This is a genomic window from Corynebacterium sp. KPL3927 (assembly GCF_040225835.1).
Classification (GTDB): domain Bacteria; phylum Actinomycetota; class Actinomycetes; order Mycobacteriales; family Mycobacteriaceae; genus Corynebacterium.
The window spans coordinates 58,848-80,326 of the sequence record NZ_JBEHGD010000005.1; the positions used below are offsets into that span (position 1 = coordinate 58,848).

Annotated in this window: 21 protein-coding genes; 10 read left to right on the forward strand and 11 right to left on the reverse strand. The window is 62.2% G+C overall.

Features of this window, described 5'->3' with window-relative positions:
* Positions 1-2 precede the first annotated feature (2 nt).
* Positions 3-1,208 carry a hypothetical protein gene (locus ABRP86_RS04105; protein WP_349852581.1) on the reverse strand — a complete coding sequence of 402 codons (1,206 nt, stop codon included), beginning with the start codon at positions 1,206-1,208 and terminating at the stop codon, positions 3-5.
* 214 nt (positions 1,209-1,422) lie between these two features.
* Between ABRP86_RS04105 and ABRP86_RS04110 the strand changes: the two genes are divergently transcribed.
* Together ABRP86_RS04110 and zupT are read left to right on the forward strand one after the other, a co-directional pair.
* A complete protein-coding gene (locus tag ABRP86_RS04110) occupies positions 1,423-3,369 on the forward strand; it encodes a BCCT family transporter (RefSeq protein ID WP_349862620.1) in 1,947 nt (648 codons plus the stop codon).
* A gap of 35 nt (positions 3,370-3,404) precedes the next feature.
* Positions 3,405-4,202 (forward strand): zinc transporter ZupT, encoded by a 798-nt coding sequence (zupT, locus tag ABRP86_RS04115; RefSeq protein ID WP_023026231.1) that lies wholly within the window; start codon positions 3,405-3,407, stop codon positions 4,200-4,202.
* Between the two features lies 1 nt (position 4,203).
* On the opposite strand, the gene ABRP86_RS04120 is transcribed toward zupT, so the two are convergent.
* From ABRP86_RS04120 to ABRP86_RS04130, 3 genes are read right to left on the reverse strand one after another with little or no spacing between them, the layout of a single operon-like run.
* Positions 4,204-5,145, reverse strand: coding sequence for a DUF808 domain-containing protein (locus ABRP86_RS04120; protein ID WP_023026233.1), 942 nt, complete (start codon positions 5,143-5,145; stop codon positions 4,204-4,206).
* A 3-nt stretch (positions 5,146-5,148) separates the two neighbouring features.
* Positions 5,149-5,685: a ribonuclease FAU-1 family protein gene (locus tag ABRP86_RS04125; protein ID WP_023026235.1), complete on the reverse strand. Its 537-nt coding sequence runs from the start codon at positions 5,683-5,685 to the stop codon at positions 5,149-5,151.
* The gene (locus tag ABRP86_RS04130) at positions 5,685-6,413 is read right to left on the reverse strand and encodes an Rv1157c family protein (protein WP_349862622.1); all 729 of its coding nucleotides are present in this window, start codon (positions 6,411-6,413) and stop codon (positions 5,685-5,687) included. The genes ABRP86_RS04125 and ABRP86_RS04130 overlap by 1 nt, the downstream gene beginning before the upstream one ends.
* 271 nt (positions 6,414-6,684) lie before the next feature.
* On the opposite strand from ABRP86_RS04130, the gene typA reads away from it, so the two are divergent.
* Positions 6,685-8,595 (forward strand): translational GTPase TypA, encoded by a 1,911-nt coding sequence (gene typA, locus ABRP86_RS04135; RefSeq protein ID WP_349862624.1) that lies wholly within the window; start codon positions 6,685-6,687, stop codon positions 8,593-8,595.
* A 9-nt stretch (positions 8,596-8,604) separates the two neighbouring features.
* Here typA and ABRP86_RS04140 read toward each other — a convergent pair whose 3' ends face one another.
* Positions 8,605-9,261 carry a GOLPH3/VPS74 family protein gene (locus ABRP86_RS04140; protein WP_349862626.1) on the reverse strand — a complete coding sequence of 219 codons (657 nt, stop codon included), beginning with the start codon at positions 9,259-9,261 and terminating at the stop codon, positions 8,605-8,607.
* Between the two features lie 90 nt (positions 9,262-9,351).
* Between ABRP86_RS04140 and ABRP86_RS04145 the strand changes: the two genes are divergently transcribed.
* From ABRP86_RS04145 to ABRP86_RS04175, 7 genes are read left to right on the forward strand one after another with little or no spacing between them, the layout of a single operon-like run.
* On the forward strand, positions 9,352-10,971 hold the full coding sequence (locus ABRP86_RS04145; RefSeq protein WP_349852584.1) for an ABC transporter family substrate-binding protein: 1,620 nt from the start codon (positions 9,352-9,354) through the stop codon (positions 10,969-10,971).
* Positions 10,961-11,830, forward strand: a complete 870-nt coding sequence (locus ABRP86_RS04150; protein WP_349862628.1) for a PIG-L family deacetylase — start codon at positions 10,961-10,963, stop codon at positions 11,828-11,830. Before ABRP86_RS04145 ends, ABRP86_RS04150 begins: the two co-directional genes overlap by 11 nt.
* Positions 11,830-12,207, forward strand: coding sequence for a hypothetical protein (locus ABRP86_RS04155; protein WP_349862630.1), 378 nt, complete (start codon positions 11,830-11,832; stop codon positions 12,205-12,207). The genes ABRP86_RS04150 and ABRP86_RS04155 overlap by 1 nt, the downstream gene beginning before the upstream one ends.
* A 54-nt stretch (positions 12,208-12,261) precedes the next feature.
* Complete coding sequence (gene fdxA / locus ABRP86_RS04160) at positions 12,262-12,585, forward strand: ferredoxin (protein ID WP_023017724.1); 324 nt, start codon at positions 12,262-12,264, stop codon at positions 12,583-12,585.
* A 3-nt stretch (positions 12,586-12,588) separates the two neighbouring features.
* The gene (dapC, locus tag ABRP86_RS04165) at positions 12,589-13,677 is read left to right on the forward strand and encodes a succinyldiaminopimelate transaminase (protein WP_349862632.1); all 1,089 of its coding nucleotides are present in this window, start codon (positions 12,589-12,591) and stop codon (positions 13,675-13,677) included.
* 52 nt (positions 13,678-13,729) lie between these two features.
* Entirely contained in the window at positions 13,730-14,518 is a 789-nt protein-coding gene (locus tag ABRP86_RS04170) for a pseudouridine synthase (RefSeq protein ID WP_298693937.1), read from the forward strand.
* Between the two features lie 29 nt (positions 14,519-14,547).
* Positions 14,548-15,108 carry a GtrA family protein gene (locus ABRP86_RS04175; RefSeq protein WP_298693915.1) on the forward strand — a complete coding sequence of 187 codons (561 nt, stop codon included), beginning with the start codon at positions 14,548-14,550 and terminating at the stop codon, positions 15,106-15,108.
* Positions 15,109-15,535: 427 nt separating this feature from the next.
* Here the strand turns inward: ABRP86_RS04175 and ABRP86_RS04180 are convergent, their stop codons facing one another.
* The 6 genes from ABRP86_RS04180 to ABRP86_RS04205 form a co-directional block, all read right to left on the reverse strand.
* Positions 15,536-16,012 carry a transcriptional regulator gene (locus tag ABRP86_RS04180; protein ID WP_349862634.1) on the reverse strand — a complete coding sequence of 159 codons (477 nt, stop codon included), beginning with the start codon at positions 16,010-16,012 and terminating at the stop codon, positions 15,536-15,538.
* Entirely contained in the window at positions 16,005-16,214 is a 210-nt protein-coding gene (locus ABRP86_RS04185) for a helix-turn-helix transcriptional regulator (protein ID WP_298693911.1), read from the reverse strand. Before ABRP86_RS04185 ends, ABRP86_RS04180 begins: the two co-directional genes overlap by 8 nt.
* Before the next feature lie 65 nt (positions 16,215-16,279).
* Entirely contained in the window at positions 16,280-17,125 is an 846-nt protein-coding gene (locus ABRP86_RS04190; RefSeq protein WP_298693909.1) for a type IV toxin-antitoxin system AbiEi family antitoxin domain-containing protein, read from the reverse strand.
* A gap of 502 nt (positions 17,126-17,627) precedes the next feature.
* The gene (locus ABRP86_RS04195; RefSeq protein WP_349862712.1) at positions 17,628-18,959 is read right to left on the reverse strand and encodes an amino acid permease; all 1,332 of its coding nucleotides are present in this window, start codon (positions 18,957-18,959) and stop codon (positions 17,628-17,630) included.
* 101 nt (positions 18,960-19,060) lie between these two features.
* A complete protein-coding gene (gene dapD, locus ABRP86_RS04200) occupies positions 19,061-20,032 on the reverse strand; it encodes a 2,3,4,5-tetrahydropyridine-2,6-dicarboxylate N-succinyltransferase (protein ID WP_349862636.1) in 972 nt (323 codons plus the stop codon).
* A gap of 17 nt (positions 20,033-20,049) precedes the next feature.
* Complete coding sequence (locus ABRP86_RS04205) at positions 20,050-21,408, reverse strand: amino acid permease (protein WP_349852591.1); 1,359 nt, start codon at positions 21,406-21,408, stop codon at positions 20,050-20,052.
* Positions 21,409-21,479: the final 71 nt, after the last annotated feature.

Consider the following 21,479-nt stretch of genomic DNA (forward strand, 5'->3'; position numbering starts at 1 on the left):
ACTTATTTGCGATGGTTTCCGCCGCGCGGGCGGGACTGCTCGCGCGCCACGCGCCGGGCACGCACGCGGGCGGACTCGGAAGAAAAGCGGCCCGGTTCCTCCGCGACGGGAAGCGCGCGCCAGCTCAGGTTCTGTGCGCCCGGCATGGACGAGACCAAGTCGGCCAAGCCGCTGCTAGCAGGCGGTGCCGCCGCCTGGTCCTTCTCGTGGGCACGAGGCGTGGGTGGGGTAGTAGGCACTTCTTTTTCTGTGCCTTCTTTTCCGTTCTTGGCGCCGCTCTCCTGGGCAGCGTCGTTCTCCGGGGCAGCGCTGGGCGTCGCGGGCGAGGCTTCGGCAGAACCAGTGACCGCTGTGGCTGCGTCGGTGTTGGGGCTGACCGGGCGCCGGGAGCCGGTGGGAAGATCGCCGGCAATGTCGCTGGACTCCAGCGCGAACTCCCATTCCTCGGGCGGGGCTGGGGTGGCAGGACGGGAAGTGGTGGCATTAGGCAGCGCGGTGCGGCCGGACGGCACGCGCAGGGGCGGTACCGCAGGGGAGAATAATTCGGCTTCTGTGGCATCCGCTACCGGGATATCCACCGCGATCATCCCGCCGCCGCTATAGGCACGGGCGGCCACCGTGGCACCGGAAACTTGTGCCGCCGCATACGCGGCGCGCAGGCCCGGCAGCTGGCTCAACGTGCCGCACGGGCCGAGCACAGTATCGCCGCAGGAGGCCACGACGGCATCATCGATGACCTTGAGCGTGACAAAGAACTGCTGCGTTTCAAGGTGAGATAGCTGCGAATCAGTCAGATCGCCCGCCGCAGTGTCAACCACTGCACCGTGGCCACCGGCGAGCAGCGCCGATTCGGCAGGCTGGTCATTGACCGGCACCATCCACGGCCACAGCCCGAGGGAGACGGCAACCTCGAGTTCGCCGTCAACGATGCCGACCGTGGCCACCGTCTGCGGAGTGGCCTGAGAGGCCTTCAACCGGTGCAAGTCCGGGTATTCGGCTGCCTCAACTTCATCGAGAAAACCGATGAAGCCAAACTCAGAACGCACCCGCCAGCCGTTGGAGTAGGTATCGGGCTCTAAGGAGACATCGATAAGCGCGGGCTCACCACCCACACCAGGGATGCTGAGCGCCGTGCCGGCGATGACGTGATCCAAGATCACGACGTGTTCCACACCGAAGTAGCTGGTAGGAAGCGGATAAGCCATCATGGGTATAAACGTCACCTCGAAGGTTAAATGCTGGCATGAAGGGTGCTATTTATTTTACGCATGTGGGGGTAATGGCATCCTCATCCGGTAATTTTCGCGAGATTTGGTTAATGTATAGGCACCTCTCGGTTGTTGATTTTTGAATAAACGAATAGGAGCAGGTGCTATCTCTTCTACATCCACACCTCAGCCCGGAACCAACCCGGATGATGGGGTGAATAACACCGCAGAAAGCCGCAAGCGCGTGCGCGGAGCCAAGCGTATCCTCCGGGAAATTACGTACCCGCACAATATCCATCCGGCCCTCGTTCCAGGCGTATCTGTTGAAGATCAAAAGATTAAATATGGCGTGGATAAAACCATCCTGAGCGTCGTGGGTGGGCTCATCGTCGCCTTCGTGCTGTGGGGAGTCCTTGCTCCAGAGCAGGTGTTTGATTCTTCTTCCGCTGCCCTGGATTGGGTCATGCGTAACCTCGGATGGATCTTTACTGCGCTGGCAACATGCTTGATGTTTTTGCTGCTCATCTTGGCGTTTTCAAGGTACGGCAAGATTCCGCTCGGCGTCGATGGGGAAAAGCCAGAGTTCTCCACTCTTAGCTGGGCGGCCATGCTATTTGGCGCGGGCATCGGCATCGGCATCATTTTCTTCGGACCTTTTGAGCCCCTGAGCTACTATCTTTCACCGCGGCCAGGCGCCTATGAAGCCGCAAGTGATGACGCTGTCATGGGTGCTATGGCCCAAGCCGCCATGCACTGGGGGATTAATGCTTGGGCTATCTACGCCATCGTCGGGCTCTGCGTAGCGTACGTCTCCTTCCGCCGTGGTCGTGTACCGCTGATGAGCTCCATCTTAATGCCGCTTTTTGGCAATCGATCTACGGATTCCGCACCGGCGCGAATCATTGATGGCTTAGCGATTATCGCAACGCTCTTTGGCACTGCAGCCACTCTGGGTATCGGCGCCCTGCAAATTGGCCGCGGAGTGGAGATCGTCAGCGGATGGTCCACCGCCGGAAATACCGCGGCGCTCATTATCATCGTTGTGCTTTCTATCGGCACCATCTTTTCCGCCGTATCCGGTGTGGCGAAGGGAATTCGGTGGCTTTCCAATATCAATCTGGTATTGGCATTGGCACTCGCCCTCTTTTTCTTTGTCATCGGCCCCACAGCCTTCCTAGCGAATATGCTGCCCGCCGTCATCGTCGAATACCTCGGTGAAATGCCCAATATGCTCTCCGCGAACATGGGCCAGAGCGAAGACATGGTGTCCTTTTTGTCGTCTTGGACTACTTTTTACTGGGCATGGTGGGTGTCATGGTCACCATTCGTTGGCGTATTCGTGGCCAAAATTTCCCGCGGGCGCACCATCCGGCAATTTGTTCTCGGCGTGTTATTAATTCCATCTGCCATCATTGTCTGTGCCTTCACCATCTTGGGCGGTACCACCATTTGGCTGCAGCGCCGCGATGGCGATATTGCCCCAGACGGCACTATCGATTCCATGCCTGCAGCAGAAGATATGTTCTTTACCGTTTTGGATCACTTTCCCGGATCAGAATGGATGGCTCCGATTGTCATCCTCATGCTCGTGGTATTTTTCATCACCACGGCCGACTCTGCGTCCATCGTCAATTCCCAACTGACACAGCGCGGCAATCCCCAGCCGAAGCCTCTGGTAACGATTTTCTGGGTTATTTGCATGGCCGGCATTGCCGTTGTGATCCTATTAGCTGGCGGCAAAAATGCGCTGCAAGGCTTGCAAAACTTGATCACCGTCACGGCCCTGCCGTTCGCCGTCATTATCGTGCTCATGTGCATTGCCCTCGTACGGGAATTGCGACATGATCCTGCAGCGATCCGCGATTATTATGCGGAAGAAGCTGTCTCTAATGCCGTTATCCACGGTGTGCGCGAATACGGTGACAACTTTGCCCTTACTGTCGAACCCACCGATGATGATTCTGATTATGCTACCGGTGGCAAGTTTAACTCCACTGCCGCGGAGGTCACCGAGTGGTACGCGCGCACCGATGAGGAAGGCCATGCCATCGGATATGACTACGAAGCCGGCCGCTACGTGGATGATGATCCTTCGGTGGCCGATGGTGAGTTCGTATCTGGCTCCGCCGAAGACGATACGCAGACCCCGCCAGCTCATTAAGGCTTGATAATTATTGTCAGGTACAGTCACAGACTATGACCTTGTCCACGTTCGCCTTCGCCTTCGGCCTGGTCCTGCTGTCAGGCCTGTCCACCTCCATCGGCGGAGCGCTGGCTGTGGGAAAGCGCCAGCCAGGGCCCGCATTTATGGCTGCGGCCCTGGGCCTTTCGGCGGGTGTGATGCTTTATGTCTCCTTCATGGAAATCCTGCCGGAGGGCACAGAGCAACTTAGCGATGCCCTCGGAAGCGAGAAATCCGGTACCTGGGCCGCGGTAGGCGCCTTCTTCGCCGGTATTGCGGTCATCGCGATTATTGACCGAATGGTGCCAGAAGAAATCAACCCGCACGAACCGGGCACGACCGAAGAAGATGCCCGGCGCGGCAGGTTGATGAAGACGGGCGTATTTACTGCGGTAGCGCTGGGCCTGCACAATTTTCCGGAGGGCTTTGCCACCTTCTTATCAGGCCTGGAGTCTAAGGAGATTGCGGTGCCGGTGGCCGTGGCGATTGCCATCCACAATATCCCGGAAGGCATCGCCGTCGCGGTGCCACTGCGGGAGGCGACCGGCTCGCGCAAGAAGGGCTTCTGGTGGGCCACTCTTTCAGGGCTGGCTGAACCGCTGGGCGCGCTCATCGGATTTGGCCTGCTCATGCCGGTATTGGGTCCGGCCACCATGGGCATTAGCTTTGCCGCCGTGGCAGGAATCATGGTGTTTATTTCCCTCGATGAGCTGCTTCCCACCGCGGAAGAAACCGGCGAGCACCACTACGCCATCTACGGCCTTATCGCCGGCATGGCCATTATGGCAGTATCGCTCATGCTGTTTATGTAATTTAGTGTTGCGCTTCTGAGGTGGCAGACGGCGAGCCGGTTGAGGCTTTGACGGCCATGACGATGCTGGCGATGACGAGGCCGAGGATGAGCCCGCACACCATGGACAGGCCGGTTTCGGCCAGCCAGCTCAGCGCGCCATTGTGGATGTGTTCAGTGGCGGCCTCGATAAACCCATGTGGCTGGTCTACTCCGAATTCATGCAGGCCTGTGGTGACGATATGCCCGCCTACCCACAGCATGGCGGCGGTGCCGATGATGCCGATGATATCCAGCACGATGGGCATGCCCTTGACCAAGGCATTGCCTAGCAGGGAATTGCCATCGCGGCGCCGGGTTAAGGCCAGGCCGATGTCATCCATCTTGACCAGCAATCCCACGGCGCCGTAGACGCCCAAGGTCAAGATGACGCCGACGGCGATGAGCGCGCCAAGGCGCAGCCAGAAGGGCTGATCGATGACCTCATTTAAGGAAATCACCATGATCTCAGCAGACAGGATGAGATCGGTGGTGATGGCGGATTTCACCAGGCTATCTTCGGCCTCGGGGCCCTTGTGCTGGACGGTATCGGTGGCATCGCTTGGGCTGGAGTGGAAGAAGGAGAGGATCTTTTCCGCGCCTTCGAAGCACAAATAGGTACCGCCACACATCAAGATGGGCGTGAGCGCCCACGGCGCGATCCAAGACAGGATCATCGCAATCGGCAGGATGATGACGAGCTTGTTGATAAGCGAGCCCTTGGTGATGCGCCAGATCATCGGCAGCTCGCGCTGCGGTTTGATGCCCTCGACGTATTGCGGGGTTACTGCGGCATCATCGACGACGACGCCGAGGGCCTTCATGGATGTCTTGCCGCCTAAGGCGGCCACATCGTCGACGCTGGAGGCGGCGGCGCGGGCAATTAAGGCGACATCGTCAAGCAGGGCAAAAAGGCCACCGGCCATGGCTTATCCTTCGGGGGCTAAAGTTATGTTGTCTGACCAAGACAAGTCTATGCCGTGGTGGGCAAGCCAGGCCATCGCATCGTCGCCGTGGCGGGTAATTCCCTCGACCGCGTTCAGGGTGGTGTCGATGGCGAGCTCGGCGTCCTCGGCGGAAATGAGGCCGGCAGACGTCGCCGCGGAGAGCTCGTCGATGTCGAGGACGGTGATGGGCTCGCCGGTGGTGGTCACCAGATCAACGTAGAGATCGCGGGTGGTCCATTCGTTGCCCTGGCGCTGGATTTCTGCGACGTCGATATAAAAGTCCTGCTCTACCTCAATGCCGGTGCGGAAGTGAAAAATATTTGCGCGCAGGTTGAGGCTTGGCAGCAGCCAGGATTCGAGGTAGCCAAAACGCGGGTGATCGGCGCCGCGCGCCATGTACAGGCCGAACTCGGTTTCAGTGTAGGTATCGACTTGGCGCAGGTAGCCCTTGGGATCGGTATTGGTGAAGTCCGCAGTATTAAAAGTCTCCCGCTTGACTGGGTGGAGATCAACGGCCATTACTTCACCTCTAGGAAGGCGGCGGTGGGGGCGAAATCGCATCGCGCCTCGGTGGTATTAACGGAACCGGAGAGCAGCGCAACGACCAGGCCCTTGCCGGTGTGGGCCGTGCCAGACAGCGTCGTGGGCCCATCCTGGTTGATGCCGTTATTGTGCAGCGGGGTAATGCCGCTTTGCAGGGTATTGATATTAAACCACTGCACGTTCATTCCTCCTTGGTCTGGTGCTGCCGGTGGGGTGCCCAAGGCGGTAAAGAGGAAGGCGGTCTCGCCCTCGCCGGCGCCGGGGGCGGGAATTTCCGTAGGGCCAGGTACCGCGATGGCAGAGCCGGTGGCGGCGTTGGTGCCGCCGATGCAGTGCGCGGAGACGGTAGGCCAATAAAATTGCCGGAAGTGCGGGTTATCGCCCTGCGGCATCGGAACGCCGCCATCTCCATCGCCGGTGCCAGCAAAGAAGTCCAAGGCAGACAAGATCGCATTGCGGGCGTCTTCAGGGATCCACGGCTGCGCGGCAAAGGCGCGCACGCGGTCCTGGGTCTCCGGGGTGGGGCGGCCGAGCTCATCTAAGGGGCTGGCGGGCATGTGCTGCTGTGCCAGTGAGGAGAGATCCGGGGCGAAGGCCTGCGCGGGCGCTACCAGGGGAGAAGCGAGGCCAATAAGTGCGGCGGTGGCAGCGGCGATGTAACCGGTGCGCCCGCTTAGGCGCCAAGAAGTTCGGGCGTGGCTCACGGTATCAGGTCCTTATTGTCTCGCGGAGGGGAAGCAGAATAGTCCCACCAGTCACAGCAGTAACAGTAATAACTCTAGTAACGATAGTGATCCGCTGGGAAGTGTCAAGTACTAGGTCGTTTCGAGCGCGCGAGACGTTACGGGGTGGCATAGGTCGCGTCTTGGCTCCCCGATGCTGCACTATGCCCTGTTAGGGGGTATCGTAGGACGTCGTTCAAGAACATTTCTCGCGCACCAGCGCTTGTAGATCCTCCGAAGGAGAACCCAACTAGTGAGTAATACCGAGTTCCGTAATGTTGCCATTGTCGCGCACGTTGACCATGGCAAGACCACGTTGGTCAACGGCATGCTGGAGCAGTCCGGTGCCTTTGGCGAACACGGTGAGCACACGGACCGCGTCATGGACTCCAACGATCAGGAGCGCGAGCGCGGCATTACCATTTTGGCCAAGAACACGGCCATCCGCCGCCAGGGTCTGGGCAAGGACGGCGCAGACCTCATCATCAACGTCATCGACACCCCGGGCCACGCCGACTTCGGCGGCGAGGTTGAGCGCGGCATTTCCATGGTGGACGGCGTCGTGCTGCTTGTCGATGCCTCTGAGGGTCCCCTCCCACAGACCCGCTTCGTCCTGACCAAGGCGCTAGAGGCCAAGCTGCCGGTCATCGTCTGTGTGAACAAGACTGACCGCCCCGATGCCCGCATCGATGAGGTTGTCACCGAGTCCCAGGACCTGCTGCTGGAAATCGCCGCCGGCCTCGAGGACGAGGAAGCCGCAGCCGCCGCCGAAGAGCTGCTCGATCTCCCGGTCCTGTACGCCTCTGGCCGCGCCGGCGTTGCCTCCACCGAGAACCCGGGCGATGGCAACGTTCCCGATAGCGAGGACCTGCAGGCGCTTTTCGATGTCATCTACAACGTCCTGCCCGAGCCTTCCGCTACCGTCGATGCCCCTCTGCAGGCGCACGTGACCAACCTGGACGCCTCCGACTTCCTCGGCCGTATCGCGCTGCTGCGCATCTACGCCGGCCGCATCAAGAAGGGCCAGCAGGTGGCCTGGATTCACTACGACGATGAGGGCAACCAGCACACCAAGACGGTCAAGGTGGCCGAGCTGCTGCGCACCGTCGGCTTCGAGCGCCAGCCGGCCGAAGAGGCTATCGCCGGCGATATCGTCGCTATCTCTGGTATTTCCGATGTCATGATTGGTGATACCATCGCCGATCCAGAAAACCCCGAGGCCCTGCCGCGCATCACCGTTGACGAGCCAGCCATCTCCATGACCATCGGTGTGAACACCTCGCCGATGGCAGGCCGCGGCGGCGGCACCAAGCTGACCGCCCGCATGGTCAAGGCCCGCTTGGAGCAGGAGCTTATCGGTAACGTCTCCCTGCGCGTGCTGCCCACCGAGCGCCCCGATACCTGGGAGGTTCAGGGCCGCGGCGAGATGGCTCTCTCCGTGCTCATCGAGTCCATGCGCCGCGAGGGCTTCGAGCTGACCATCGGTAAGCCGCAGGTTGTGACCCAGCAGATCGATGGAAAGACCTACGAGCCTTATGAGATCCTCACCATCGACTCCCCGTCGGAGCACCAGGGTGCCATCACCCAGCTGCTGGCCTCCCGCAAGGGCCAGATGCAGTCCATGGACGTGCGCGAAGGCGACTGGGTACGCATGATCTTCCGCGTTCCCGCCCGTGGCCTCATCGGTTTCCGCACCCAGTTCATGACCGAAACCCGCGGTGCCGGCATCGCCAACTCCATCTCCGATGGCCTCGATCTGTGGGCCGGCGAGATCAAGTCCCGCGCCACTGGCTCCCTCGTGGCTGACCGCACCGGCCAGATCACCCAGTACGCACTGATGCAGCTGGCTGACCGCGGCAACTTCTTCGTCGAGCCAGGCGCCGAGGCCTACGAAGGCATGGTGGTCGGTGCCAATAACCGCGATGAGGATATTGACATCAACATCACCAAGGAAAAGAAGCTGACCAATATGCGCTCTGCCACCGCAGACGCCACGGTCACTCTGGCCAAGGCCCACACGCTCTCGCTGGAAGAGGCGCTGGAATTCTGTGGCAACGACGAGTGCGTCGAGGTCGCCCCAGACGTGCTGCGCGTGCGCAAGCTGGAGCTTTCCGCCACCGACCGCAAGCGCGCCGCTTCCCGCGCTAAGCAGATGAAGAAGTAATCTGCCGTCCTAAGTAGTGCCTGCGGTTGATACCGCAGCCGCCGCGATAATCGCCGTCGTCTCCTGCAGTATGGTTTTTACCGCAGAGGCGGCGGCATCGTCGTATTCCACCTGCTGCTTTAATTCTTTAATGCGGTTGCGCATCTCCCGGCGTTTCATCTCGGGCGCGTCCTCCTTGAGCAAGGGATAGGCGCCCCTAATTTCGCGGAGGATATCCAAGATGATGACGTCCTTGGCGCTAGGGGCTTCGGTGCCGTCAAGCACCGCAGCGAGCCTCTCGCGCACGCCATCTTCTAGCGCCGTATCCGTCATGATGTAACGATCGCCGCCGAGCTGCCACCACGCGGAATCCTCAATTTCCAATTGGCCGCGGTCCCGAAAATCCTGGGCAATCTTCCCGCGCGGGGAGAACCATCGCGCCTGCAGCAGAGCCTTGACCGAGCTGGTCCGGTGCTCGTGCAGGCTATCCGATGCCCAGGCAAGCACCGGATGCTCCGGCTTCTTATCCGTGGCGTGCACCTTATTCTTTGCAGTTATGGCAACCGCATCGTGCAGGAGCAGATCGCTAAAAAGGCCGGCGCGCAGGGCGGTCTCATTATTGGACAGTACTTCCTTTTTACCGTTGTCCTTGGTAAGCAGGAGGAACATTTCTTGGCAGATAAGCATGGTGGCGGCGATCCCTTCAACAGTGATTTTGCCCGAGTTTAGCGCGCAGAATCTTCGTGTGGCGGGAAGAAGGTACTAAAGTAGTCCGCGATGAAAAATAGTCTCAAGGCTCGTGCACTGGCTGCCACTGCCGCCATCGGCCTCGCGTTTGTCAGCGGGTGCTCGGCCAATCCTGGCCCACCGCCGGTGGTAGAAGACTCGGACGAACAGGAATCTACCGCCCAGGAAACGGAATCCTCCACGGCCACGACGGATAACGAGCCGCCGCGCGCGGAGGAAGATGAGTCGCGGCCTACCATTTCCATCGGCGTCGATCCGCTGCGCGCCGGCCTCAACCCACACCTGGTGGCCAATAACTCTGAGCTCGTGGATCAAATCGCCGAGCTGGTTTTGCCGTCAACGTTCCACTGGGGGCGCATGGATACAGACGTCCTGGAATCTGCCGCGGAGGTCACCGCGCCGGAGGGCGTGGCCCAGCGGGTACGCTACGTCATCGCCTCTCCGGCACAGTGGTCCGATGGCACCCCGATTTCCGGGGCGGATTTCAGCTACTTGTGGAAGAAGATGACCACGACCGCAGGCGTCAAGGACCCGGCGGGGTACCGCGCCATTTCCGCGGTGACCACATCCGATGGTGGGCGCGTGGTCACGGTGGATTTTGCAGAGCGCGTTAAAGATTGGAAGCAGCTATTCAACCAGCTCCTTCCCTCACACCTGCTGCAAAATTCCGATTTTGACTCGGTGCTGGCCAATGACATTCCCGCCTCCGCCGGCCGTTTCTCGGTCGATAGCGTGGACCGCAGCCGCGGGGTTATCACCCTCAACCGCAATGACCGCTTCTGGGGCGCCGACCCCGCCCACATCGACGTCGTCCAGCTGCGCGAGGTGCGCGATAGCACCCAGGCGCTGAATATGCTGCGCTCTGGCCAGATTGGCTTCGCGGACTTCACCCCGGATCAGACCTCGCAGGAAGCGCTTGGCCTGCTGGGGCACGTGAGCGATAAGACGGTCACTCGGCCGCGCCAGCTGCGCTTGCACATGTCCACCGAGCAGGGCGCCCTTGAGGATGCGGCCGCGCGGCGCGGGGTGGCCTCGCTTATCGATACCGAACAGGTTGCCCGGCTCGCCACCGGCCGCGCCTCCAACCTGAAGGCCGGGCATAATCCGGTCTCCGGGGAGGCGAACCTGACGGCCCTGCGCGAGCGCGCCAGCAAGAAGCCCATCCGCTTCGCCGTCGATCCGACCAGCCCCACGGCTTTGGCTGCGGCGAATACGCTTTACGATGTCCTCGAGGCTCACGGCATCCCCGCCGAGGTCACCACCGATAGGCTTACTACCATTACCTCTAAGCTGCTTCCTGAAGGCAAGGTGGATGCGGTCGTGACCTGGGAGGATATCACCTTAACCTCGCTGTCGGCCGCGAATATCTTCAACTGTGCCGAAGACGAACCGCTCGCTGGCGATCTCTCCGGGTTCTGCCCCGATAACGCCGCCGCAACGCGCATGGACATCCTTTCCGGAAAGATAAGCCCCTCAACCGCGCTGGGGCGAATCCGCGAGATCAACGCCCAGGACGTGTTATACGTCCCGCTCTTAGATGAAACGCGTGTGCACGCGCTGGGGGAGGGTATTGTAGGCCCCGGCCAAAGTATTGATGATTGGGATAAAGGTCTGGTCACCGCGCCGGTTTGGAGGATAGATGAGGACTAAGGACTTGGCGGGCTACCGCGTAGTTGCAGTGCACGCGCACCCCGATGATGAAACGCTTTTTACCGGCGGCACCCTCGCCACGCTCGCCGCGCGCGGGGCGCAGGTCACGGTCATCACCCTCACCCTTGGTGAGGACGGCGAGGTGATCGGCGCGCCTTATAAAGGGCTCGCCGAGCACCACCAGCTCGGTGGCTTCCGCGCCCGCGAATTGGCCTGCGCCCTCACTGCCTTAGGAGTAGAAGGCATCCAGCTGGGCGGATTCGGCCACTTCCACGATTCCGGCATGGCGGGATCGCCCTCCCACGACAACCCCCGCGCGTTGGTCAATCGCTTGGATGAGGCAGTAGATCTGCTCCGCACGGAATTAGAGGTTCTTCAGCCGCACGCCATCCTGACCTACGGACCAGATGGCGGCTACAACCACCCGGACCACGTGGCGGTGCATAGGGTGGTGGAGAAGGCGGCATCGGCAAGCACGCGCATCTGGTGGGCGATCTTTGACCGCGCCGCCAATTACGCAGGCCTGGACACGCTCGACGCGCCCGCGGGCTGGCGCAAGCCCGATGCCGCGTACCTGGATAATTTCACCACCGCCGGCGCGGATCTGGCCTTCGCGCTTGACGATGCCGCCCTGAACGCCAAACGCGCCGCCATGCGCGCCCACGCCACGCAAATCTGGCTGGCCGATGGCACCACCACCGCCACCAACCCCGAGGCCGCCGTCGCTGCCGTCCACGACCCAGCCGCGGTGCCCGGGGCCTACTGCCTGTCCAATAGATTGCTCATGCCGTTGCTGCGCGCCGAATACTTCCAACTCGGCCGGGGCGAGCCCGCAACCGACCTCCTAGGGGAGCTGTAATGCGCACTGATTTTAGCCGCGGTGAGCAGGTCACCGGCCTTATCTGGCTCTCCCTCGGCGCTCTGCTATCGCTGTTCCTAGAGGTCATTTACCTTACCGCCCGGATTCCGCTGGCTGATGGCGCGAGCATCGCGTTTCCCATCACCATCGTCATCGCCGCCGCATTCAACGTGGTGTTAACCCGCACCGCGCGGCTGTGGAGTGATAGTACTTACATCGCAGCCATCCCGCTTACAGTCTGGGGCCTGGGCTTTTTCGGGCTTATGCTGCTGGTTCCGATTACCGGCGATGTCATAGTGGGCAATAATATTCTCAGCTTGCTCCTGCTTTTGGCCGGAATCGGCGGCGGCGTTTGGCCTTTCCTAAAGCAGAAGTGACATACTATATTTCATCCCCAAACCCATGAAATCAGGAAGATTCAAGGATTCTCCATGACTTATACAATCGCTCAACCTTGCGTTGATGTAATGGACCGCGGCTGTGTTGAGGAATGCCCCGTCGATTGCATTTACGAAGGCAAGCGCATGCTCTACATCCACCCAGATGAGTGCGTGGACTGCGGCGCCTGCGAGCCCGCATGCCCGGTAGAGGCCATCTTCTACGAGGACGACGTACCCGATGAGTGGATCGATTACAACGATGCCAACGCAGCATTCTTCGATGACTTGGGCTCACCCGGTGGAGCGGCAGCCCTCGGCCCGCAAGATTTCGATGCGTCAATGGTAGCCGCGCTGCCCCCACAGAATCAGGAGTAAATCATGGCCCGCACACCGCTAGGACAATCGCTTCCGGATTTTCCCTGGAACTCGCTGGCTGGTGCCAAAAAGAAGGCCCAGGCGCACCCAGATGGAATCGTTGACCTTTCGGTGGGCAACCCCGTAGATCCGGTAGCCCCCGGCGTGCAGCTGGCACTATCCTCTGCCGCCGAGGCCCCCGGCTACCCGCAAACGCAGGGCACGCCCGAGCTGCGCGAAGCCATCGCCTCCGCCCTCCGCCGCCGCTACCGCATGGACGTGGACCGCGTCCTGCCCGTGGTAGGCACGAAGGAGGCCATCGCGTGGCTGCCCACCCTGTTGGGCATGCGCGGCGAGACCGTTGCCTTCCCCTCGGTGGCCTATCCCACCTACGAGGTCGGCGCCCTCCTCGCCGGGGCCACTCCGCTGCGCGCTGACGAGGACTTTCAAGCCGCCTCCCTGGTATTCATCAACTCCCCGTCCAACCCCACCGGCCGCGTCGCTGGGGTAGAGGAGCTGCGCCGCATCGTGGCCTGGGCCCGCTCGACGGGCGCCATCATCGCCTCCGACGAGTGCTATATGGGCTTGGGCTGGAACGATGACAACCCGCCGGTATCCATCCTGGATCCGCGCGTGACCGACGGCGATAATACCGGCCTAATCGCCATGCATTCGCTGTCCAAGTCCGCGAATATGGCCTCCTACCGCGCCGGATTCTTCGCCGGCGATAACGACCTCATCGCGGAGCTCTTGGAGCTGCGCAAGCACGCCGGACTCATCGTGCCAGGCCCGATTCAGGCGGCCATGGTTGCCGCGCTTGACGATGACCCCACCGAAGCCCTCCAGCGCCAGCGCTACGCCGCGCGCCGCGCCGAATTGATGCAGGCGCTCATCAAGGCGGGCTTTACCATCGACCACTCCGATGCCGGCCTGTATCTCTGGGTCACCCGCGGCGAAGACTGCCGCGAGACCATCGACTGGTTGGCTTCCCTGGGTATCCTCGCCGCACCTGGCGATTTTTACGGCCCCTCGGGCGCACAACACGTGCGCATTGGCTTAAACGGCACCGATGAGCGGGTGCGCGCCGCCGTCGAACGCCTCGCCAGTGCCTAACTCGCCTCGCGCCTTTCGCCCGCCCGCGCGGGAGGGGATTTCTCCTCGCAAGGTGGTCTTGCGCGATCGCGTTCCTTTAGAAGGCGAGTACTGGGCCGCCCGTGCCGGGGACTCACCCTTTCCGGAGGGAACCCTCCTTCCCGCGGGTGCAAGCCTCCCGCGGCCCATTCCCGCGTGGTATCACCCCTTCGTCCCGCCGGAGGATCCGATCCCCTTTGGATACACCGTCGTCCACGCGGATGACGACATCATTGTTGCCGATAAACCGCACTTTCTTCCCACCACCACGAATGGCCGCTTGCAGCGCGAAACCCTGCAAACCCGCCTGCGCGTGGACTTTGGCGAAGACGATATCGTGCCGCTTCACCGCCTCGACCGCCTCACCGCAGGTCTTGTCATCTGCTCGCGCAATCCCGCGACCCGCGCGGCCTACCAGCGCATCTTCCTGGAGGGGAGGGCGGTGAAGAGGTATAGGGGCATCGTCAAGCAGCCGCTTTTCTGCGATGAGGAAATCAGGCTGCCGATGCACAAGCCGCGGGGCAGCAGGCAGGTGCTCGTGGCTGATAATGGCACGCCGACCTCGACGTATGTGCGCGCTGCGGGGCGGGAGGTGACCGTGTGGCCGCGGACGGGGCATACGCACCAGCTGCGGGTGCTGCTGAACCATCTTGGGCGCCCGCTCATCGGCGATGACACCTATCCCACGCCGCGTCCGCTCAGCCTCTACGACTTCTCGCGCCCGCTTTCCTTGCTGCACGAAACTATATCTTTTATAGATCCTTTATCACATTCGGAGCGTCAGTTTTTCAGTTCGCGGGGATTAGGAACTACAATCAGGTAATTACTAACCTCCGGCAAGAAAGGCGGCCCATGGCAGACCTCAGCGTTGCGCGCTTTGCGTCCAATTTTGGGCAATTCCTTAAGTTCGGTCTTGTCGGCGGCTCGGGAACCGCGGTTAACCTCTTCGTGTATTTTCTCGCGCAGAAGTTGTTCGGCGCGGCGGATATCTTTGCCGAGGATCCCTTCATGAACCTCTTCGGTTCTGCATTCCACATCCGCTGGTACCACGTCTTTGCCACCATCTCCTTCCTCGTGGCCAATACCTGGAACTACCAGCTCAACCGCATGTGGACCTTCCGGACCGTGTCCAAGGTCTCTTGGATTCGCGGTTTCTTCCCGTTCCTTTTGGCGGGAATCGGGGCGTTTATCGTCAGTCAGGTCATCCTGACGCTGCTCATGAACCCCAACTCGCCCGTGGGGCTGCCAACCGATGTCTTCGATAACTCCACCGGATTGCGCACCAAGTCCTATTGGGCGCAGGCCATTTCCATCGTCGTGGCAATGCCCATCAACTTCATCATCAACAAGCTCTGGACGTTCCGCTCCAAGCCCAATAATCCAGTCGTCGTCGACGAGGTCGCGCCGGTTTAACTACCTTTCGTCGCTGGCCACGGCCCTGCCGTCCGCACGGCTCCAGCCGCCCCAGCCGCCCTTCGCACTCACCAGCGTGGGGCGCTGGGGTCTTTTTGTACCCGCCGGTGAGCGGCAAGGGCGGGGAGGGGCATCGTCAAGCAAGTGCGTGCGGGGCGCTCTTCCCTTCGCGCTCATGGGAAGGTGGACTTCGTGCGCAGCGCTCGCCCCCCGGTGGGCGGCAAGGGAGGCCTCGCCCTTCGCGCTCACCGCCAACGGTTGCCGGCGGCGGAACCTCCTCCCGATGAGCGGCAAGGGTGGGGAGGTCGGGAGCCGCTGACGCTAGCACCCCTTCGCGCTCACGGGGCGTAGCAAACGGAAACCACCCGCCGTCCGCGGTGAGCGCGAAGGGCGGGTGGTGGAGTGCGTATTGGAGGTGGAGTGAGCATTAGTCCTCGAGCTCGGTGTCGAGGCGGGACTGGTCGCGGCGGTTTTGCTTCCGTCGGAGTGCGGGCGAGATGAGGACGGACGTGATGGCACCTACGGTGGCGCCGATGAGGTAGGGGGCGGCGGCATCGGAAAGCGCGTAGGCGTGGTAGGCGATGCCGGCGAAGCAGAGGAGCATCGGGATGAGGTAGAGGGCGGTCAAAGTCCAGTTGGAGCGGCCGGTGGGGGTGGCGATGTGCCTGCGCATCCAGGCGGCGCTGAGGGACGTGCCGGCGATGGAGGGGACGATGGCGAGGAGGGCGAGGAGGCTGAGGCGGCCGGGGAGGGACCAGGCGAGGATGGCGGCGACGATGAGCTCGAGGAAGGAGATTGGGGTCAGTGCGATGGCGGAGGCCTTGGTGAGGATGTCGCGCTCGAACTCGTCGGTGGAGGCGCGCTCGATCTGGTTGAGGGATATGTTGGCGATGGCGTTAATCATGTTGTTCAGCTCCAAAGATTTCTTCGACTGTTTTGCTTAGTTCGTGGCAGATGTCCAATGCGAGGTGCACGGACGGGGAGTAGTTGCCGCGTTCGATATTTGCGATAGTTTGCCGGGAGACGCCGACGCGCTCTGCTAGTTCGCCTTGCGACCATTCGCTCCAGCGCCGCCACTTGCGGACCATGTTGGGTTGTCCGGCCACATCATCACCTCTCTTGTCGTGTTTACATGACCTAATGTAAAGCAAACTTGACATTATGGCAAGGGTTAGACGCATAAATGCCAGCGCCAATACGGCTGGGTGGCGGATATAGGCAGCTGTGGCTTGCGGCCTTTGAGCAGGTCACGGGTGGCTTTGATAAGGAGAATGACTTGGTCAAGGTGGTGCGTGACGTCATCGGCAGTAAAGCGCAAAACCGTGTACCCGTGTGCGGTCGCGGCGTTCTGTTTGGAGCGGTCGGCCTGGAACGCGACGCTGTGGCTGTGGTAGGTCCAGCCGTCGATTTCCACGATGAGCTTGCCCATCAATAGGTCGAACCGGTACCCACACACCAGGGCGTTGTGAACAGGGAAAATGCCTTCTGCGCGCAGCGCGCGGCTGACCTTTCGCTCTGGCGGGCTATCCGCGCCGATGGCGGAGAGTCGAATCGTCTCCTTCAGCGCCCGCGGTGTCCGGCCCATTCGCTTGCGGTCCCGCTCCAGCCGGCCGGGCCCCTTCTCGCCGCGATAAAACTCCTCCAGCAGCGGGCCGCATGCCCTGGCAATCTTCCGCGCGGCCCACAGAACCTGCACTACCGGAAGCCCCTTGACCAGGCTCGTTGCCTTGAGCCGGGAATGCGAGACGCGGAAATTCTTGCCGCGCAGCGTGCGCGGCCCCTCCGCTTCCAGCGGAAAGGTCAGCGGCCGGTCAAGGTGAATCTCCTGCGCGGTCTTCCCCGTAAAATGGATGCGGCTCAGCCCATACACCAGCGCCTTCGCCACCGCCAGCGGCGACCACTCGTCGGTATAAATTCCCCGGTGGACGCGGTACAGATTGCCCGCGCGCACCCGCCGCCGAATCGCGTCCTTGCCCAGCCCCTGCTCGCGCAACTGCGCGGTCGTCCATGCCCCCATGGCTTCAACCTAAAGAAGCGGCCGCCTTCCCGTCCAGGCGGCTTTCGCCAGCCTGTGGATAACCGGCCCATTTCGCGGTCCCACGCGCCATTCTCGTCGCTGCCCTGTGGATAACTCCCTCCACCCCCTCCATGCCTCCCGCCATGCCACCCTTCGCGCTCACCGGCGGCCACTTGGGTGCGCTGGAGCGTCCCCTGGTGAGCGCGAAAGGCGAGTGTGGTCCCGGCCCACCCTTTGCGCTCACGCCCACGCTTTCCGATGCCCATTTGCTCCTCCCCGTGACCGCGAGGGGCGGCCCCACACCCGTCGCGCTCACCGGGAGGTGAAAACGCAGCACCCCGCCCAGTGCGGGTGAGCGCGAAGGGCGGGGGCGGGTGTCACAGATATGGCGCGAGGGCGAGGTGGGCAGTGAGGGCGGGGCGTCAGGTGATGAGGGTTGAGCGGCAGGCGCGGTGATCTGGATGTGAGGCAGTGATGGTGGGCCGGAGGCGGGGAGTGGCCGCTAGGTCAGCGGGAGCGTGGAGGTCGGGTCGATGCCGCGGGCCTTGGAATTGAGCACACCCGCGATGGCGAGCACTACGAACATGGCGGCGGCGGAGAGGAGTTGGGTGCGGGCGGTGGCATCGGTAAGCATGAGCACCGCGATGGCTGCGAAGAGGGCGAGGGCGAACCAGGTGAGGTAAGGGAAGGCCCACATGCGGATTGGGAGGGGGTGCAGGGCCTCGAGTTGGCGGCGCAGGCGCAGCTGGCTGACTGCGATGAAGACCCACACGATGAGCAGGGAGGCGCCGGCGGCGTTGAGCATGAAGGTGAGCAACCAGCCGGTATCGGCGTAGTTGAGGACGACTATGAGCGCGGACAGTGCGACGGACAGGGCGATGGCGGTGGTGGGCACGCCCTCGGAATTGGTGGCGGCGAAGATGCGCGGGGCCTCGCCGCGGGCGGCGAGCGAGTGCATCATGCGGGAGGAAGCGAAGATTTGCGCGTTAAAGGCGGATAGCAGCGCGAGGACGATGATGACCTCCATGATGCCGGCGGCACCGGGGATGCCGGCGCGGTCGAGGACCATGGTAAAGGGCGATTCGGCGGCGGTGGAGGCGGCATCCAGGCTGGAATAGGGAAGCAGGAACGTGATGACGAGGACGGAGCCCAAGTAGAACACGGAGATGCGCAGAATGGTGGAGCGCACGGCGTTGACCAGGGACCTTTCGGGGTCCTCGGATTCGGCGGAGGCGATGGCGACGACCTCTATGCCACCGAAGGCGAAGGCTACGGCGAGCAGACCGGCGGCGACGCCGCCGAGGCCGTTGGGCATGAAGCCATCGGCAAGGAAGACGGATGTGCCCACGAGGGTGTGGCCGGGCAGGAGGCCGAAGATGAGGAGGACGCCGATGATGAGGAAGGCGATGATGACGACGACCTTGATGAGCGCGAACCAGTACTCGAACTCGCCGAAGGTGCGCACGCGCAGCAAGTTGACGAGGCCGAAGACGGCGACGCAGATGGCGGCGGGGATCCAGGGCGGGACGTCGAACCACGAGCCGATGAAACCTGCGGCACCGGTGATTTCGGCGCCGAGGACGGCGACGGTGGCGCACCAGTAAATCCACCCTTGGGTAAAGCCCGCCCAGCGGCCGATGCCGTGCTCGGCGTATTCGGAAAAGGAGCCGGAGGCGGGAATGACCGTTCCCATCTCTCCGAGCATTTGCATCACGAGGATGGCGAGGAAGCCGGCGATCGCGTAGGCGATGATCACCGCTGGGCCGGCGGCGGAAATGCCGACGCCCGTGCCAAGGAAGAGACCGGCGCCAATGGTGGAGCCAAGCCCCATCATGGTCAGGTGGCGGACCTTCAGGCCAGAACCAAGGGTAGAAGAGTTATCAGACACTTCTCCATGGTATTTCTCGGCCGCAGGGCACGGGAATTGGGGTGGCGTTAGTTCTTGTGGAGGTCCTCGTTCAGCGCGACGGCCTCGGCATTCCACTCCACGGCCTCGACGGCACCGGAGACGGAATTGCGGCGCAGCAGCAGGCCGGAGGCGCCGGAGAGCTGGGAGCCCTTGACGGCCTCGCCATTGCCGACGCCCAGGGCCTCGGCCACCTTGCCAAAGACGGCGACCTTGGTGCCGGCGGTGACGTAGAGGCCGGCTTCGACAACGGCGTCATCGCCAAGCGAAATGCCAATACCCGAGTTGGCGCCGAGCAGGCAGCGCTCGCCGATGGAAATAACTTCCTTGCCGCCGCCGGACAGGGTACCCATGATGGAGGCGCCGCCGCCGATATCGGAGCCATCGCCCACGACGACGCCCGCGGAAATGCGGCCTTCCACCATGGAAGCGCCCAGGGTACCGGCGTTGAAGTTGACGAAGCCCTCGTGCATGACCGTGGTGCCCTCTGCGAGGTGGGCACCCAAGCGGACGCGGTCGGCGTCACCGATGCGTACGCCGGAGGGAACAACGTAGTCCACCATGCGGGGGAACTTATCCACGGAGTAGACCACGACGGGGCCGCGGGAGGCGAGGCGGCCGCGCACCATCTGGAAATCGGAGACGGCGCAGGGGCCGTAGTTGGTCCAGACCACGTTATTGAGGTGGCGGAAGATGCCGTCCATGTTGAGGCCGTGCGGCTTTACCTCGCGGTGAGAGAGCAGGTGGAGGCGCAGGTAGGCGTCGTAGGTATCGGTGGGGGCCTCGTCGAGGTCAGCGATGGAGGTTTCCACCGCCACGCGGGCCACGCCGCGCTCCTCAGCGGGGCCGACGAGGGCGGAGAACTGCTGCGGAGTCTCCTCCAAACGCGTCGTGCCGGTGGTCTCTACTTGCTTATCGGTATGAACTGCTGGGAACCAAACGTCCAAGACGGTGCCGTCGTGGGTAATGGTTGCCAGGCCACGTGCGGATGCAGAAGTCATGGTGGCTAGCTTAGCAATTACTGCCGTACTTGTTCGCGCTTGCCCGCGGGAACCACGAAGGACAAGGCGACGAGCGCGGCAAAGAGGATGATGACGGCGATGACTTGGTTGCGGGCGGAGGGATCAAAGAGCATGAAGATGGTCAGCGCGGCCAGCGCGGCGGCGGTCGCCCACGGCAACCAGGGGTAGCCGGGCACGCGGATATCCGTGAGCTCGCCGTTCGCTTTCAACTGCGGGTGCAGCTTGAGGAAGGAGGCGACGATAAACGCCCAGACCACCAAGAGGCAGCCGCCGACGGCGTTGAAGAGGAAGGCCAGCAGTCCCGGCGGGTTCCAGAACTGCAGGCCCACCGAGGCGAAGGCGAAGATCATGGACAAGATGACCGCATTGATGGGGGAGCCGGAGTGGTTGGTCTTGAGGAAGAACTTGGGCGCGCAGTGGTCCTTGGCCATGTCAAAGACCAAGCGGGAGGTGGCGTAGATCTGCGCGTTGAAGGCGGATAGGAGGGCCAGCGCGATGATGGCCTCCATGAAGCCTGCGGCGAAAGGAATCTTGGCGGCCTCGAGCACCAAGGTAAACGGCGAATCGGCGGCGGCATCGGCATCTTGGATCTGGCTAAACGGCAAGGCCATGGTGATGACCACGATGGAGCCGATGTAGAAGATCATGATGCGCACGATGATGGCGCGCACTGCGGTAGCCACGTTGCGGGCGGGGTCCTCGGACTCGGCGGCGGCGATGGTCACCAGCTCGATTCCGCCGAACGCGAAGGCCACGGCGAGCAGGCCCGCGGCGAAGCCCGGCATGCCATTGGGCAGGAAGTTATCGGTGAAGTTGGTCCCGGCCCGGGAGAGATCCATGCCGGGCAGGATGCCGAGTGCCATGAGGATGCCGATGACGAGGAAGGCGAGGATGACGGCGACCTTGATGATGGCAAACCAGAACTCGAATTCACCAAAGCCGCGCACGGCGGCGAAATTCACTATGGCGAAGAAGGCCACCGCGATGAGCGCGGGAATCCACGGGGCGATATCGAACCAACTGCCGATGATCGCGGCGGCGCCGGTGATTTCGGCACCCATGACCATGATGAGCATGAACCAGTAGATCCAGCCCATCGTAAAGCGCGCCCAGTGGCCGAAGGCCTGGCCGGCGTAGGTGGAAAAAGAACCCAGGGAAGGGCGGGCCGCGGCGATTTCCCCGAGCATCCACATGATGAGCGCGATGAGGACGCCGGCGACGGCATAAGAAATGAGCACCGAGGTGCCGGAGATTTGGATTCCCAATCCGACGCCCAAGAAGAGACCGGCACCCACCGCGGAGCCAAGGCCCATCATGGTGAGGTGTCGCGATTTCAATTGTGTGGCTTCGGCCATAATTACCACCTTGTGAGAGGTTATTTTTTACAGTGAAGTGAACATTACACAATGCAACGGACCCAGCGGGG

Bases quoted from the DNA above. Each gene is read 5' to 3' on its own strand.
- ABRP86_RS04180 (WP_349862634.1), bottom strand. From the start codon at position 16,012: ATGATTAACGCCATCGCCAACATATCCCTCAACCAGATCGAGCGCGCC.
- ABRP86_RS04195 (WP_349862712.1), bottom strand. From the start codon at position 18,959: ATGATGGGGCTTGGCTCCACCATTGGCGCCGGTCTCTTCCTTGGCACG.
- zupT (WP_023026231.1), top strand. From the start codon at position 3,405: ATGACCTTGTCCACGTTCGCCTTCGCCTTCGGCCTGGTCCTGCTGTCA.
- ABRP86_RS04125 (WP_023026235.1), bottom strand. From the start codon at position 5,685: ATGGCCGTTGATCTCCACCCAGTCAAGCGGGAGACTTTTAATACTGCG.
- ABRP86_RS04175 (WP_298693915.1), top strand. From the start codon at position 14,548: ATGGCAGACCTCAGCGTTGCGCGCTTTGCGTCCAATTTTGGGCAATTC.
- ABRP86_RS04140 (WP_349862626.1), bottom strand. From the start codon at position 9,261: ATGCTTATCTGCCAAGAAATGTTCCTCCTGCTTACCAAGGACAACGGT.
- ABRP86_RS04105 (WP_349852581.1), bottom strand. From the start codon at position 1,208: ATGATGGCTTATCCGCTTCCTACCAGCTACTTCGGTGTGGAACACGTC.
- ABRP86_RS04155 (WP_349862630.1), top strand. From the start codon at position 11,830: ATGCGCACTGATTTTAGCCGCGGTGAGCAGGTCACCGGCCTTATCTGG.
- ABRP86_RS04205 (WP_349852591.1), bottom strand. From the start codon at position 21,408: ATGGCCGAAGCCACACAATTGAAATCGCGACACCTCACCATGATGGGC.
- ABRP86_RS04150 (WP_349862628.1), top strand. From the start codon at position 10,961: ATGAGGACTAAGGACTTGGCGGGCTACCGCGTAGTTGCAGTGCACGCG.
- ABRP86_RS04120 (WP_023026233.1), bottom strand. From the start codon at position 5,145: ATGGCCGGTGGCCTTTTTGCCCTGCTTGACGATGTCGCCTTAATTGCC.
- dapD (WP_349862636.1), bottom strand. From the start codon at position 20,032: ATGACTTCTGCATCCGCACGTGGCCTGGCAACCATTACCCACGACGGC.
- dapC (WP_349862632.1), top strand. From the start codon at position 12,589: ATGGCCCGCACACCGCTAGGACAATCGCTTCCGGATTTTCCCTGGAAC.
- fdxA (WP_023017724.1), top strand. From the start codon at position 12,262: ATGACTTATACAATCGCTCAACCTTGCGTTGATGTAATGGACCGCGGC.
- ABRP86_RS04145 (WP_349852584.1), top strand. From the start codon at position 9,352: ATGAAAAATAGTCTCAAGGCTCGTGCACTGGCTGCCACTGCCGCCATC.
- ABRP86_RS04190 (WP_298693909.1), bottom strand. From the start codon at position 17,125: ATGGGGGCATGGACGACCGCGCAGTTGCGCGAGCAGGGGCTGGGCAAG.